Raw genomic sequence first — 14,652 nt, 5'->3', positions numbered from 1 at the left:
CATGACGGGAGCAGCCAAGGCCGGCGCCGCAGAACCGGCACTGACGATTATCATCGCCGACGACCATCCACTGGTGCGCGAGGCGCTGGGCCAGGCCCTGCGCCAGGCGATGACCGGCGTCGATGTGGTCGGCGCCGCCGATCTCGACGGTGCGCGTGCCGCGCTGGACAGCCGCGAGTCTGTCGATCTGCTGATTCTCGATCTCGACATGCCCGGCATGGACGGTTTTGCCGGCCTCGCCGCCGTGCGCTCCAGCCATCCGGCCGTGCCGGTCGCCATCGTGTCGTCGACGCGCGAGCCGGCGGTGATGCGGCGCGCCATCGAATTCGGTGCCGCGGCCTTCGTGCCGAAATCAGCGGCGATGGAAACCATTGCCAGCGCCCTGCAGGCGGTCCTCGATGGCGAGGTCTGGCTGCCGCCGGAGCTGGAAGGCGACGATACCGCCATGCCCGACGACTTCGCCCGCCGGGTCAACGAACTGACGCCGCAGCAGCTGCGCGTGCTCACCCTGCTCAGCAAGGGCAAGCTCAACAAGCAGATCGCGCATGAACTGTCGGTCGGCGAGGCCACGGTGAAGGCGCATGTCACCGCCATCCTCAAGAAGCTCGGCGTCCGTAGCCGCACCCAGGCGGTTATCGCGGCGCGGCATTTCTCCATCTGATCAGTCGCCGGTCTCGGCAAGCGGGCCGGCCGGGCGCCGCCGCTGGCTGATCAGCGCGCGCAAAGCGGCCGGCTTGACCGGCTTGTTCAGCACATCGACCCCCATTTCGGCGGCACGGCTGCGCATCTCCTGACTGCGGTCGGCAGTGATCAGGATCGCCGGAATGCGCTGGCCCCAGTCGCGGCGCAGCTGGGCGATGGCCTCAAGGCCGTCGGAGCTGTCTTCGTCCAGGTGGAAGTCAGCCAGGATGATATCCGGGCTGCGGCCGGCGGCGGCCACCGCCTGACGCGCCGCGGGAATTGAGTCGACCGCCGCCACCTTGCATGACCAGCCCTCCAGCAGCGTGATCATCGCTTCGCGCACGCCGGCTTCGTTTTCAATGCAAAGCAGGAAACTGCCGCTCAGCGAACCGGCGATAAAAGCCGGGGCAGCCGCAGCCTCCACCGGCTGTACCGGTTCGGCGGCGGCACGTGGGACGGCGATGCTGAAGACCGAACCATGGCCCGGGCGGGAGTCGAGCCTGATCGGATTGTTGAGCATGCGGCCGATGCGGTCGACAATGGCCAGTCCCAGGCCAAGACCGCGTTCGGCGGCATCGCCGCCGCGCTCCAGCCGGGCGAATTCCTGGAAGATCACCTGCTGCTTGTCGGCCGGAATGCCGGGGCCGTTGTCGCAGACAGCGATGCGGATCCGGCCGCCCTGGTGCCGGCAGCCGACGATGACGCGGCGATCCTCGCACTCGGGATCGGCATAGCGGATCGCATTGGCGACGAAATTCTGCAGCACGCGGCGCAGCAGGGCCGGGTCGGTGTTGATGGTGGCGGTGGTCGGCACCACTTTCAGCGTCACACCGCGTCGCGCCGCCAGCGGCCCGAAGGAGGTGGCCAGCGAGTCGAACAGCGACGACAGCGCTACCGGGCGGATTTCCGGCCGCACTGCGCCGGCATCCAGCTTGGAGATATCGAGCAGGGCGTCGAGCAACACCTCCACCGAACCCAGTCCATGATCGATCTTGGCGACCAGCGGATTGTCCGGCTCGCGCTCGGCCAATGCCGCGGTGAACAGCCGCGCGGCATGCAGCGGCTGCAGCAGGTCGTGGCTGGCGGCGGCAAGGAAGCGTGTCTTGCCCAGATTGGCGGCCTCGGCCTGGGCGCGCGAGGCTTCCAGCTCCTGCACGGCGAGCTGCAATTCGGCAGTGCGTTCGGCAACGCGGCGTTCGAGGCCTTCATTCGCGGCGCGCAGTGCCGCATCGGCCCGGCGGCGTTCGGTGACATCCTGGTAGAGCAGGAAGAAGCCGAGCACATCGCCGCTATGGCCGACATGCGGAATATAAGTGCCGTGCGCCACCTCGATCTTGGCGTCGTTGGTTGGGAATTCGATTTCGAAACTCTGGCGCTGACCGGCCAGGGCAGCGTCGATATGCGGCTTGAGCCGGGCATAGCGTTCCGGCGAAATCATTTCCTTCAGCGGCCGGCCGTCGATCTGCTGCTGCGGCAGGTTGAGCGAACGGCGGAACGGCATGTTGGTGAAGCGGTAGCGTTCCTCGCTGTCGACATAGGCGATCAGCACCGGCACGTTGTCGGTATAGATGCGGATGGCGCGCTCGGAGGCGCGCAGCGCCTCGGCAGCGCGCACGCGTTCGCTGATATCGGTGCAGGTAGCGACGAAGCCGCCATCGGGCATCGGGTCGACGCGGATTTCAACCACGCCGCCATCGGGGCGGCGACGTTCATGAATCTGCGAGCCGCGGGCGCCGGAAGCCAGGGTCATGGCCAGGTCGCCGGTGCCATCGCCGGCCAGCTGAGCCAGCGGAATGCCATTCTCGGCCAGGTTGGCCGGCAGGCTGAGCAGGTCGAAGAAGCGATCATTCCAGGCCGCCAGCCGCTGTTCATGGTCGAACACGCCGATGCCCTGGCTGATGTGATCGAGTGTGGTCCGCAGCAGGTCGAGATTGTGCCGGATCGCTTCGGACGCCTCGCCCAGCATGGCGCGGGCGGCGCGCGGGCTGAGCAGGTTTTTGCCGCGTGCCGAGGCCATCACGATCCGTGCCGAGGCGGCACCGATGGCGCCGCCGAGCAGATGTTCGGTGAAAGCCATGGCTTCGGCGGCATTCATGCGCTGGCCGGCGAAGGCGCGTTCGGCGCGTTCGCTGCCGATGAAACGCGACGCCAGCGCCCGTAATTCCTCGATGCGGGGATCGGTGTCGACTTCATCAGGCGCCGTGGCCGGCGGGGTCTCGTCGCCGGAGACGAAAATCATCGCCTGTTCCTGGTCGCGGCGGCTGGGTCGCGACAGCAGCGATATGCCAACCAGCAGCGAGGTGTTCACCACCGTGCAGGCGACAAAGCCCTGCAGGATGGCGTCGAAGCCGTTGATCGGTGCGGGCAACCAGCCGGCCAGCGGCGCCAGCATCGGCTGGCCGCCGCCGGCCCCCTCGATGGAGGGCAGCAGCAGGGTATAGATCCACATGGCGAAGCTGGCGACCAGGCCGGCAAGCACGCCATGGCGATGCGCGCGGCGCCAGTAGAGGCCGAGCAGCAGCGGCGGCGCGAAATTGGCCACCGCACAGAAGGAGATCATGCCGATGGAGGCGAGCGGCAGGTAGCCGGCAATCCATGTATGGTAGATATAGGCCGCGATCAGGATGACGACGACGGCCGCACGGCGCACGTTCAGCACGATCTGGCCGACCTCGTGCGAGCCGCCGGCGCGCGAACGCAGCAGCAGGGGCGTCACCAGTTCGTTTGACACCATGATCGACAATGCCATGCAGGCGACGATCACCATCGAGGTGGCAGCCGAGAGACCGCCGATGAAGGCGAAGACCGAAAGCGCCAGCTGATCGTGCATCAGCGGCAGGGTGATGACGAAGAAGTCCGGATTGGTGCCTTTGCTCATCAGCAGCAGGCCGGCCGCGGCAATCGGCACCACGAAGAGATTGATGGCAATCAGGTAGGTGGGGAACAGCCAGCGCGCCGCTTTCAGGCTGCTGGGGTCGCCGTTTTCCACCACCGCGACATGGAACTGGCGCGGCAGGCAAAGGAAGGCGAAGGCCGAGAGCAGCGTCATGGCGATCCAGTTGGTGCCAAGACCCTTGCTCAGTTGCTCACTCAGGCCGGGCGCTTCCTGCACCCGGGCCAGCAGGTCGCTGCCGGAATCGAACAGGCCATAAAGAACGAACAGCCCGACCGCGAGGAAGGCGGCCAACTTGACCAGCGATTCGAAGGCGATGGCCAGCATCATACCGCGATGCTGTTCGGTGGCCTGCACATGGCGCACACCGAACAGGATGGTGAAGAGACCCATGATGCCGGCCACGAACATCGCGGTATCGCGCCATGGCGGCGGCAGGGTGGCATTGAGCAGATGCGCCATCTCGCTGCCGAGCAGCACTTCGAAGCTGACGCTGACCGCCTGCATCTGCAGCGAGATGTAGGGCAGCACGCCGATCACCGCGATCAGCGTGACCAGAACAGCCACAGCGCGGCTCTTGCCGTAGCGCGATCCGATGAAGTCGGCGATCGAAATGAGATTCTGCCGCTTGGCGACGCGGATCATCTTCGCCAACACCGGATAGCCGGCGGTAATGGCCAGGATCGGGCCGACGTAGATCAGGATGAAGTCCGGTCCAGAGAGGGCGGCGCGACCGACCGAGCCGTAGAAGGTCCAGGAGGTGCAATAGATCGCCAGCGACAGGGCATAGATCGTGGCGCCGCTGCGGCCGGTATACCAGCGCGTGTTCAGCCGGTCGCCGAGGTGGGCGACGGCAAACAGCAGCCCGAGATAGCCGAGCGACATAAGCAGGATTGCGCTGCCTTGCAGCATGCGGTGTTGTCTCCCCGTTCCGGCCAGTTAATCCCCCCGGCGGGTCGCTGTCCACCGGCTTGGCGCCCGGGACCGGGCAGCCGGGATGGTTGCCAGCGCGGCCGGACCGGGTTTTGCTGTCGTGGATGAAGCTGCTGTTCCGATTGCTGAAAATCCTGCTGGTCGGCCTTGCCCTGTTCTGGTGCGGCGGCCTGCTGGTGTTCCGTTTCCTCGACCCGCCGGCCACCCCGCTGATGCTGATCCGCAGCCTTGAGCGCGGTGCCCTTGTCCGCTACCGGCCGGTGCGGCTGGCCGACATCGCGCCGGCCCTGCCCCGGGCGGTGATCGCCTCCGAAGACGGGCGGTTCTGCCTGCATCGCGGCATCGATCTCGGCGCGGTGCAGGAGGCGCTTGACGATTACGAGGAAACCGGGCGCCTGCGCGGGGCCAGTACCATTACCATGCAGGTGGCCCGCAACCTGTTCCTCTGGCCGGGCGGCGGCTTTGTGCGCAAGGGGCTGGAGGCGCCGCTGGCGCTGGCGCTGGATGCGGCCTGGCCGAAACGCCGGATCATCGAGGTGTATCTCAACATCGCCGAGATGGGCCCCGGCCTGTTCGGGGCCGCGGCGGCGGCGGAGAGCCATTTCGGACTGGCGGCAAGCCGGCTGAGCGAGGCCCAGGCGGCACGGCTGGCGGCGATCCTGCCCAGCCCGAACCGCTGGAATGCCGCCCGGCCCACGGCCTATATCGAGCGCCGGACCGGCGTGATCCGGGGCCGCATCGGCCAGCTCGGCCCGGCGCAGCTGGCCTGTATCGATTGACGCACCCCCGTCGGGGCCGGCCGGAGGGCTACCGAAGGGGTGTACGGGCCGATTGCCTGTGGGATAATTGATCATGGCTTCGCCCATCGCCCTTCACATCGCCGGAGATGAACCCGTCCGCAGGCCGGCCGGAAAGATTCTGCTGCACAGCATCGTTGCCGCTGCGGTTGTCGGTATTGCCGGTATCGGTGTTTTCGCGCTCAGCCGCGCCATCAATGTCACTTCCGCTTCGATCCTGTTCGTGCCGGTGATCCTGGGGGCGGCGATTTTCGGCGGCATGATCCCGTCGCTGACCGCGGCGCTGGCCTCGCTCGCGGCCTGCTCGGTGCTGTTCTACAATCCGGCTTTCAGCCTGCCCAATGCCGATCCGCAGGAATTTGCCGATATCTTCGTCTTCGCCGGCGTTGCCATCGCGTCCAGCCAGTTGGCCGGATATGCCCGGCGCGCGGCGGCCACGTCGCGGCGGCGCGAGGCTATGATGGAATATCTGCTGGCTTTCAACCGCCGGATCAGCGCGGTTGTCGACCCGGCCGAGACGCCGGCCCTGCTGGCCGACGAACTCAGCCACGGCCTGGGTTGCGCCGTGGCGATCTATCTGGATGATGCCGATGGCCTGCGGGAAGTGGCGGCGGCCGGCACATTCGGCGTCGTCCCGCCGCGTGCGCTGGCGCAGCAGGCCTGGCGGCAGCGCGAGCACGACAGCACCGTGCCCTCCACCTATATGCTGCGCAGCGGCGGCGCGCCGATCGGCGTCATCGTGCTGGGTCCGGAACCGGCCAGCCGGCTCGATCCGCTGGCAATTGCCGCGATGATGGAACAGTCTGGTCTGGCGATGGCGCGCATGCGTCTGGCGCTGCGCGTCGAGGAGGCCCGCGTGCAGGCCAAGGCGGAAGACCTGCGCGAGGCCGTGCTCGGCTCGATCTCGCATGACCTGCACACCCCGCTGGCCTCGATCCTCGGTTCAGTCACCACGCTTGAGAAATTCGGCCCGATCTGCGACGACGCCACGCGCACCGAACTGCAATCGACCATTCGCGAGGAGGCCGAGCGATTGGAGCGCTATATCCGCCGCATGCTCGATCTCACCCGCATCCGCGCCGGTCGCCTGATGCCGCAGCCCGAACCGGTGGATGTGGCCGATATCGCCAATGCGGCCTTGCGCCAGACCCAGAAGGTGCTTGCCCGGCATCGCATCGAATCCGACGATTTCCTCGATCTGCCGATGGTGCAGACCGATCCGGTGCTGATCGAACAGGCGCTGGTCAATATCCTGGAAAATGCCGCCAAATACTCGCCGCCCGGTTCGGCGATTGCCCTGCGCGGGCGTGTCGAGGCGGGGCGGGTGGTGCTTGGAGTCCATGATTCCGGCATCGGCCTGGAGAAAAGCGACGCCGAGCAGATTTTCGCACCCTTCTATCGCGCCGCCGATGCCAGTTCGGGCCAGGTGGCCGGCAATGGCCTGGGCCTGATGGTCAGCAAGGCCTTCGTCGAGGCGGCCGGTTGTGAAATCTGGGCGGACAGCCGCGGGCCGGGGCAGGGTGCCGCCTTCCATATCGGCATGCCGCTGGCCAAGACATTGCAGGTAGCGGATGAAGGAGAAGCCGCATGAGCGACAAGCGCAGAATCCTGATCGTCGATGACGAGGTGCAAATCCGCCGCTTCCTGCGGCCGGCACTCGCCATGCACGATTTCGAGGTGATCGAGGCGGCGACCGGCGCCGAGGCACTGGAGGCGGCGGCGAAAAACGATATCAATCTCGTCGTACTCGACATGCAGCTCGGCGACCAGGACGGGCTCGATGTGCTGCGCCGCCTGCGCGAATGGAGCTGGATACCGGTCATCGTGCTGACCGTGCGCAGCCGCGAAGCCGACAAGATCCGCGCTTTCGAATGCGGCGCCGACGATTACCTGACCAAGCCCTTCAGCATCGCCGAATTCCTGGCGCGGGTGAATGCCGTGATGCGGCGCGCACCGCCGGCGGCCGACGAGCCGGTTTTCGAAGTCGGCGGCCTGGCCGTCGACCTGGCGCGCCGCCGCGTCGTGGTGGACGGCGCGGAAGTGAAGCTGACGCCGAAGCAATACGGCCTGCTGCAGCATCTGGCCCGCAATGCCGGCAAGGTGGTGACGCATGAGCAACTGCTGCGCGGCGTCTGGGGCGACGAGCATGCCGAGGATGTGCATTACCTGCGCATCTTCATGCGCAAGCTGCGACAGCGGATCGAGCGCGATCCGGCGCGGCCGACCTATGTGGTGACCGAACTGGGGATCGGCTATCGGCTGCTGGCGCCCGACCAGATGGAAGCCGCGGTGCCCTGAGCGCCATTAAAACGCTTTGAACAGGGCCGCTGCGACCCGGGAAGACTTGCGCGGACCGGGGCGGGGAAGATTAAGTACGGACGTCCGATCCGCAACCCATCCGATAAAAGCCGCGCAAACCAGATGTCCGAAAATCTCTATACCCTGATCCGCTCCCGCGTCGCCGACCCGGCGAAGACCTTCATCGAAACCGGCGACGGGCGGATTTTCAGTTACGCCGATACCTTCGCCCTGGCGGAGCGGTTCGCCGGCCTGCTGGCCGGCCTCGGCGTGCAGCCGGGCGACCGGGTGGCCGTGCAGGTCGACAAATCGGCCGAGGCGCTGATCCTTTATCTCGGCGTGGTGGCTGCCGGTGCTGTCTACCTGCCGCTCAATATCGGCTACACGCTGACCGAGCTGGAATACTTCATCGGCGATGCCGAACCGCGCGTGGTGGTGTGCCGCCCCGCCGTCGAAAAGGATCTCGCCCCCCTGGCCGCAAGGCTGGGCGTCGCGCATTGTCTCACGCTCGACGGCATGGGCGATGGCAGCCTGATGGACAGGGTCGAGACCGTGCCAGCCGGTTTTACGCCGGTGCCGCGTGTCGCCGACGATCTGGCCGCGATCCTTTATACCTCGGGCACCACCGGCCGCTCGAAAGGCGCGATGCTGACGCATCACAACCTGTTCTCCAATGCCGAGACCCTGGTGCGCTACTGGCGTTTCAGCAAGGACGACGTGCTGCTGCATACCCTGCCGATCTTCCACACCCATGGCCTGTTCGTGGCCAGCAATGTGGTGCTGCTGTCGGGCGCCTCGATGATCTTCCTGTCGAAGTTCGATGCCGATGAGGTGCTGCGCCTGCTGCCGCGCGCCACCTGCATGATGGGCGTGCCGACCTTCTATGTGCGCCTGCTGCAGAGCGCGGCGCTGACCCGGGACCTGGTCAGGCATATCCGCCTGTTCGTCTCCGGCTCGGCACCGCTGCTGGCCGACACGCATAAGGAATGGGAGGCGCGCACCGGCCATCGCATCCTAGAACGCTATGGCATGACCGAGACCAACATGAACACCTCCAACCCCTATGACGGCGAACGCGTCGCCGGCACGGTGGGTTTCCCGCTGCCGGGCGTGTCCGTGCGCATCGCCGATCCGGAAACCGGCAGGCATCTCGCCCAGGGCGAGATCGGCATGATCGAGGTGAAAGGCCCGAATGTCTTCAAGGGTTACTGGCGCATGCCGGAAAAGACCGCGGCGGAATTCCGCGCCGATGGTTTCTTCATCACCGGCGACCTCGGCAAGATCGACGAACGCGGGTATGTGCATATCGTCGGCCGCGGCAAGGACCTGATCATCACCGGCGGCTATAATGTCTATCCGAAGGAAGTCGAGACCGAGATCGACGCCATGCCGGGCGTGATCGAATCGGCGGTGATCGGCGTCGATCATCCCGATTTCGGCGAAGGCGTCACCGCCGTCGTGGTGGCGGACAAAGGTTGCAAACTGGACGAAGCCGCCGTGCTCAAGGCGCTGGATGGCCGCCTGGCCAAGTTCAAGCTGCCGAAGCGGGTCTTCTTCGTCGACGACCTGCCGCGCAATACCATGGGCAAGGTGCAGAAGAACCTGCTGCGCGACCAGTACAAGGGGCTCTACAAGGCCTGAGCCGCATCCCGCGCCTGGGGCCGATCCGTGTCTCGCTGGCGGCGCAGCCCGCCGTCGTCGCGGACTGAATTTCCGCGTCGGAATTGAGGCGCGGTGAGGCCCTCCTGTGGCCTTTGCAGCCTTCTGCATCGCGCAGCGGAACTTAATGCGCCCAATTGCGGTTCATCGTCCCGTAAACCGGATCACGCCAATCACAGCAGGTCGCCAGCGGACCTGACAGGGAGATGCCCCATGGCCAAGAAAGCCGCAAAAGCCAAAGCCCGTACCGCCAGTCGCGCGAAAAAGACGACCAAATCCGCCACAACGCGGCGCAAGACGGCAGCGCGGACCAAGACCACCGCGCGCAGCAAGGCCGCAATCCGGCGCAAGACAGCAACGCGCGCCAAAACTGCCGTGCGCCGCGCCGCCGCGCCGAAAGTATCGGCTGCCGTGCGTCGTGCTGCGCAGGAAGTGAAGACCAGTCTGGCGGTGGCCGAGATGCCCGAGGACGCCATCGCCCTGCTGCAGCAGGATCACCGCGCGGTGGAAGCCCTGTTCGAGGAATTCGAGAATACCCAGAAAAAGGCCGACAAGGCGGCGCTGGCCGCGAAAATCTGCCTCGAACTGCGCGTGCATACCCAGATCGAGGAAGAGCTGCTGTATCCGCCGGCCCACCGCAAGCTGGAGCATGACCTCGTGGATGAGGCGATTGTCGAGCATGCTTCGGCCAAGGAGCTGATCCGGCAGATCGAGGCGATGGATCCCGCCGAGCATCTCTACGACGCCAAGATCAAGGTGCTGAGCGAGTATATCAAGCATCATGTGAAGGAAGAGGAAACCGAGATGTTTCCCAAGCTGCGCGGGCGCGGCCTCAACCTGCATGCCCTGGCCGAGCAGCTTTTCAAGCGCAAGGCCGAACTGATCCGGGGCTACGCGAAAGCGGGCTGACCTGCCATGCCAGGAGGTGCCGATGCCACGCGGTGACAAGTCGAGTTATACGTCGAAGCAGAAGCGCAAGGCCGAGCATATCGAGGAAGGTTATGAAAAGCGCGGCGTCGGCAAGGATGAAGCCGAACGCCGTGCCTGGGCCACGGTGAACAAGGAAAGCGGCGGTGGCAAGAAAAGCGGTTCCGGTCGCGGCAAGACCGAGAACCGCGCCGCCTCGAAAAAGGGCGGCAAGAAGGGAGGCGCCGCTGCGGCGGCCCGTCCCAAGGCCGCGCGGAAGAAAGCTGCCAAGAAGGCGGCAGCAACGCGCAAACGTCACGGGCACTGATGGTTCAGGGTGGCTGTCAGGCGACGCGGCGGGCGATGATCTCCATGCCGACGCGGTAGCGTTCGCTGATCGTGTAATGGACCGGCCTGAAGCCGCTTTCTTCCAGGAAGCGGTACAGGCGCGGCCGGCCGAAATTGTGGAAATGTTCCAGCTCGCCCCAATAGGGGTTGGCATTGCGCGCGTTGAGATTGCGCCACAGCGGACAGTCGGCATTGGGCATGGAGAGGAACAGGATGCCGTCATCGTTCAGCAGCCGGTGTGCCGCCGCCAGGCCTTCGCGCGGAAAGGGCATGTGTTCCAGCACGTCGGCCATGCTGATGACCGAGAAGCGGCCCTGCTGGTCGAATTTGGTGATGTCGATGCAATGTCCCTCGATACCGGCATGGATCAGCGCCTGGGTATTGTCCTGGCGCAGGTCGGCGCCGACCGGGGTGAAACCGTATTCGGCCGCGGTGAACAGCAGCGATCCGTTGCCGAAGCCGATATCGAGCCAGACGCCGTCGGCGACATGGCGGCTGACCCGCTCGACGATGCGGGAGAAAATGGCCCGCTGTTTTTCCATTTCCCAGCCGACCGCCTGGTACTCCATGACCCTGGAAAAGATCACGGCGGCGGCCTCATCGGTGAAATAGCCGTCGGTGAAGACATGGCCGCAATCGCCGCAGGCCATCCAGTGCATGACCGGCGGGATCACCGGCTGATACAGCGGATGCTGCGAACAGTCGGCATCGACGATCTTGGTGAAATTGTCCGACCGGCAGAGCGGGCAGGTATCATAGGCAATGCGGGCTTGCATGGCGGCGTCATCAGCCTCGGGGTCGGCCCCCGCGCGGCGCGAGAGCATCGTAGCCTGCTATATACCACCGCGGGCCGTTAAGGCCGGGTTAAGTGGCGGCTTAGCACACGAAAGGCGAGATGGCGGATAGGGGTTTTTCTCCGCCATCACCATCCCGTGGGGCACGCTGCTGCTGTCCGTCGGGCTTTATATCGTGGTTCCGGTGATCATCGCCCAGACCTGGCGCAGCCTGCTGCCGAAGTCCGGGGCAAGCGGACGCTGGAACGCGCGCTGCGCCCCCTGGGATCGGTTTTGCTGTTCGCCTTCCAGGGTGAGTAGATTGTCGAGCACCCGCTGGTGATTGCGCTGATCGCGGTACCGATCCTGATCCAAGTTTATTTCAATTCCGGCCTGGCCTACTGGCTCAATCGCCAATGCGGTGTCGCGCATTGCGTTGCCAGCAACTTTCTCGAATTGGCAGTGGCGGCTGCGATCGGCATTTTTGGACTGAACTCGGGCGCCGCGCTGGCCACCGTCGTCGGCGCGCTCATCAAGGTGCCGGTGATACTCTCGGTGGTGAAAATCGTCCACGGGAGCCGCAGCTGGTATGAGCACACAAGCAACTGAGGCCGCTTCGAACATACTTGCGCCGGTCCGGCGGCGCAGATCACTGCTTGAACGGAAATGCCGGACTGTATTGTGTGAGCGATCAGTCCGTATTCACTGATCTCTGCTCGAATTTTCATATGTGTCTTCGCTATAGTGCGCAAATTCCCCTGCTGCATGAAAGGCTTAAAGCTCGTTTCCGCTAAATGTCAGCTTCGGCCTTCAAGGGGATTGATGATCCGGCTGCAATCGGTTGCTGCCTGTCGGTCTTTCTGAGTCTTTGCAAGACCGCGGGTCTGGAGCGATATGCCGTCCCAATATCCGCTAGGCAGACGCTTTCGCCTGGCGGTCGGCCATCAGGAAAAAAACGAATGCCAATTGCAATTGTCGGCCTCAGCTTGTGGGTGTTGGCTGGATGGCGCAGGTCCCGTGGTCCTGACCCGGATGAAGACTGGGGCGGCGGCGCAGCCCCCAGTATGGAATGCCGGGCTCGACAAGGAGTCTGATGGCGTAGATTATTGATCACACAGGAAAAAGAGCTCGGTTCTGGAAGTGCCGCCGGTTATAAACGCTCATGGCTGGGTGTCGTTAATGCTCCAGGAACATTATGCTGAGGGGAAGATGTCAATGAAGGGCGCCGGTCTGTTGCTTGGCTTTGCCGTCTGTACGTTGCTAGGGAATTTCTTCTTCAAGCGCGGCGCGGGCGAGATTGCCTCGCTGGCCTTTGGCTGGGACATGGCGGGCGTTGTTGTGAAATCTGCAAATGCATGGGCAGGTGCGCTATTTTATGGCTTTGCGGCGGCCTTCTGGTTTCTTGCCCTGTCTGTGGTTCCCATGAATCTCGCGATAACCGTCAGTGCTTGCGTCTATGTCTTCGTCGTACTGCTGGCATTCTTCATCTTCCGAGAACCCATTCCTCTCATGCGCTGGGCAGGGATCGGTCTGATATTTGTTGGCATCGTGTTCGTGGGGCGAACGGTATGAGCAAAGTGAATTGCCTCGTTTCGGTCATCGTTCCGGCATTCAATGAGGCGTCGACAATAGGCGATGTCGTGCGCAGAATTGCAGCGATAGATTCGACCTATGAAGTGATCGTGGTCGATGACGGCTCCGGCGACAATACTGCTGCCGCTGCCGCTGCAGCAGGCGCACGCGTGATCCGCCATACCTATAATCTTGGCAACGGCGCAAGCATCACAACCGGCGCCGGTCATGCTGTGGGCGACGTTATTGTCATGATCGATGCCGATGGCCAGCATCCGCCGGAGTATATTCCAGCGCTGGTCGCCCTTATCGGTGAGTACGATATGGTTGTTGGTGCGCGGACGCGGCAGTCCAAGACGTCGCGGCGGAGAAGGTTCGGCAATTTCTTGCTGAATTCCATTGCCCGTTGGATTTCAGGTCATCCGATTGTTGATCTGACAAGTGGGTTTCGCGCAATTAGGCGTACTCATTTGCTGGAATACGTTCATTTGTTTCCGGCGCGGTATTCTTACCCGACGACAATCACCATGGCGATGATTCAGGGGCGTCATTTTGTGAAGTACGTCCCAATCGACAGCATTCAGCGCCGCTATCATGGCAAAAGCAATATCCGTCCAGTGCGCGACTTCATTCGCTTCATCAATATCATGATGCGCCTGCTGATATTGTTCAGCCCGCAGAAGTTCTTTCTGCCGCTCTCGGCCATGAGCTTGGTTGCTGGCCTGCTCTTGGCGATCCACCAACTGGTCAGTTACAGCGCGATATATGGGTCATCACAGCTGCTGCTGATGTCGGCTGTCTATTTCTTCTGCTTCGGCCTTCTCGCGGAGCAGATTGCCACTATGCGTCGTGAGCGCAGCCGTATATTCACGCAGACAGGAGCGATTGTGCAGCCGGCAAACTCACAGCCTTTCGGACGCGATGGACAGCGTCAGATTGGTATTGATGAACGGCAGAAAGTCGAAGGGAAATAATTTCCGCTCCAGTGGGCGGAAGTGGAACTTGAGTGCCTTCTCGACCCGCGCCGCTGTATTGCAATGTTCCAAGGCAATGTAGCGGCGATAGTCGAGGTTATAGCGCCTGGACATTGTCCGCTCACTGGTGAGTTTGCGTCCCAAAGTCCACGCTGCACCGCCTTCGCAAGGCAGGCCTATCAAGAACTTAGCTTTCGGCGCCAGAATACGTGCGATCTCCATCAGCGCATCTTCTAGGAAGTAGATGTGTTCCAGGGCATAGACCGAACTGGCCCTTGCGATTGAAGCAGATTTAAACGGCAGGCTGAGCAGATTGCCCTGTACGAGAATGGCGTCAGGAAAGCGGTCCCGGATTTTCATCAGGCTCTCAAGCCGGATGTCGAAACCGATCAGGCGGCTGTGATCAGAAACATATTTCCAGTGATACCCTTGGCCGCAGCCAATATCGATCGTCCAGTCGGAAACCGGCCAGCGCTGCTCCCATTTGCACGTGGTCCGGTGGGCCGATTCATGGATGGCGGAGAAAACACTGTTGTTATCTGTGAAATAAGAGGCGGAGTCGTCGAAAAAGGCGCTCATCCGCTGATAATCCTGGTCTTGATAAACCGGGGGGAGGGGTTTGGTCTGCTGCGGGAGCATTTGTATAATGCCCCGTTCCCGCATGAAAACCCTTTGGCAGGATTGGCAAATTAATTGGTCTGAATGATGCGTTGCGAGGTCGCCCCGACAATCGGGGCAGCAGAGAATGTTGATCAGAGGCATCGTCACCTTAGCCCTCAGTCAGTGAAAGGTTGTGACTTACCCAATTTTTCAATCCG

General features: G+C 63.5%; 12 protein-coding genes and 2 pseudogenes. 10 read left to right on the top strand and 4 right to left on the bottom strand.

Going from position 1 to position 14,652, the window contains the following annotated elements; translation table 11 throughout:
- Window position 1 precedes the first annotated feature (1 nt).
- Window positions 2-661 carry a response regulator transcription factor gene (locus OJJ21_RS13375; RefSeq protein WP_297687065.1) on the top strand — a complete coding sequence of 220 codons (660 nt, stop codon included), beginning with the start codon at window positions 2-4 and terminating at the stop codon, window positions 659-661.
- On the opposite strand, the gene OJJ21_RS13370 is transcribed toward OJJ21_RS13375, so the two are convergent.
- Window positions 662-4,486, bottom strand: coding sequence for a NahK/ErcS family hybrid sensor histidine kinase/response regulator (locus OJJ21_RS13370; protein ID WP_297687063.1), 3,825 nt, complete (start codon window positions 4,484-4,486; stop codon window positions 662-664).
- A gap of 125 nt (window positions 4,487-4,611) precedes the next feature.
- On the opposite strand from OJJ21_RS13370, the gene mtgA reads away from it, so the two are divergent.
- The 6 genes from mtgA (at window position 4,612) to OJJ21_RS13340 (ending at window position 10,495) form a co-directional block, all read left to right on the top strand.
- Window positions 4,612-5,286, top strand: coding sequence for a monofunctional biosynthetic peptidoglycan transglycosylase (gene mtgA, locus OJJ21_RS13365; protein ID WP_297687061.1), 675 nt, complete (start codon window positions 4,612-4,614; stop codon window positions 5,284-5,286).
- A 73-nt stretch (window positions 5,287-5,359) separates the two neighbouring features.
- Window positions 5,360-6,895: an ATP-binding protein gene (locus tag OJJ21_RS13360; RefSeq protein WP_297687059.1), complete on the top strand. Its 1,536-nt coding sequence runs from the start codon at window positions 5,360-5,362 to the stop codon at window positions 6,893-6,895.
- On the top strand, window positions 6,892-7,602 hold the full coding sequence (locus OJJ21_RS13355; RefSeq protein ID WP_297687057.1) for a response regulator transcription factor: 711 nt from the start codon (window positions 6,892-6,894) through the stop codon (window positions 7,600-7,602). The genes OJJ21_RS13360 and OJJ21_RS13355 overlap by 4 nt, the downstream gene beginning before the upstream one ends.
- 123 nt (window positions 7,603-7,725) lie before the next feature.
- Window positions 7,726-9,243 (top strand): malonyl-CoA synthase, encoded by a 1,518-nt coding sequence (locus OJJ21_RS13350; RefSeq protein ID WP_297687055.1) that lies wholly within the window; start codon window positions 7,726-7,728, stop codon window positions 9,241-9,243.
- 231 nt (window positions 9,244-9,474) lie between these two features.
- The gene (locus tag OJJ21_RS13345; protein ID WP_297687053.1) at window positions 9,475-10,170 is read left to right on the top strand and encodes a hemerythrin domain-containing protein; all 696 of its coding nucleotides are present in this window, start codon (window positions 9,475-9,477) and stop codon (window positions 10,168-10,170) included.
- A 22-nt stretch (window positions 10,171-10,192) separates the two neighbouring features.
- Window positions 10,193-10,495 (top strand): plasmid stabilization protein, encoded by a 303-nt coding sequence (locus OJJ21_RS13340; RefSeq protein WP_297687051.1) that lies wholly within the window; start codon window positions 10,193-10,195, stop codon window positions 10,493-10,495.
- 16 nt (window positions 10,496-10,511) lie between these two features.
- Here OJJ21_RS13340 and OJJ21_RS13335 read toward each other — a convergent pair whose 3' ends face one another.
- Window positions 10,512-11,339 (bottom strand): class I SAM-dependent methyltransferase, encoded by an 828-nt coding sequence (locus tag OJJ21_RS13335; protein ID WP_297687049.1) that lies wholly within the window; start codon window positions 11,337-11,339, stop codon window positions 10,512-10,514.
- Window positions 11,340-11,430: 91 nt separating this feature from the next.
- Here OJJ21_RS13335 and OJJ21_RS13330 point away from each other — a divergent pair.
- The 3 genes and pseudogenes from OJJ21_RS13330 to OJJ21_RS13320 form a co-directional block, all read left to right on the top strand.
- Window positions 11,431-11,897 (top strand): annotated as a pseudogene (locus OJJ21_RS13330) (arsenical-resistance protein); the annotation flags it as partial.
- Window positions 11,898-12,503: 606 nt separating this feature from the next.
- A complete protein-coding gene (locus tag OJJ21_RS13325) occupies window positions 12,504-12,860 on the top strand; it encodes an EamA family transporter (protein WP_297687047.1) in 357 nt (118 codons plus the stop codon).
- Window positions 12,857-13,834 (top strand): glycosyltransferase family 2 protein, encoded by a 978-nt coding sequence (locus OJJ21_RS13320; RefSeq protein WP_297687045.1) that lies wholly within the window; start codon window positions 12,857-12,859, stop codon window positions 13,832-13,834. The genes OJJ21_RS13325 and OJJ21_RS13320 overlap by 4 nt, the downstream gene beginning before the upstream one ends.
- Here OJJ21_RS13320 and OJJ21_RS13315 read toward each other — a convergent pair.
- Window positions 13,763-14,413, bottom strand: coding sequence for a class I SAM-dependent methyltransferase (locus tag OJJ21_RS13315; RefSeq protein WP_297687043.1), 651 nt, complete (start codon window positions 14,411-14,413; stop codon window positions 13,763-13,765). The genes OJJ21_RS13320 and OJJ21_RS13315 overlap by 72 nt on opposite strands.
- A gap of 96 nt (window positions 14,414-14,509) precedes the next feature.
- A pseudogene (locus tag OJJ21_RS24405) lies at window positions 14,510-14,596 on the bottom strand (Trm112 family protein); the annotation flags it as partial.
- Window positions 14,597-14,652 lie beyond the last annotated feature (56 nt).

It is taken from the genome of Ferrovibrio sp. (assembly GCF_025869515.1).
Taxonomy (GTDB): Bacteria; Pseudomonadota; Alphaproteobacteria; order Ferrovibrionales; family Ferrovibrionaceae; genus Ferrovibrio.
The sequence above is the reverse complement of the archived record's forward strand: the minus strand, read 5'-3'. Positions and strand labels throughout refer to the sequence as shown.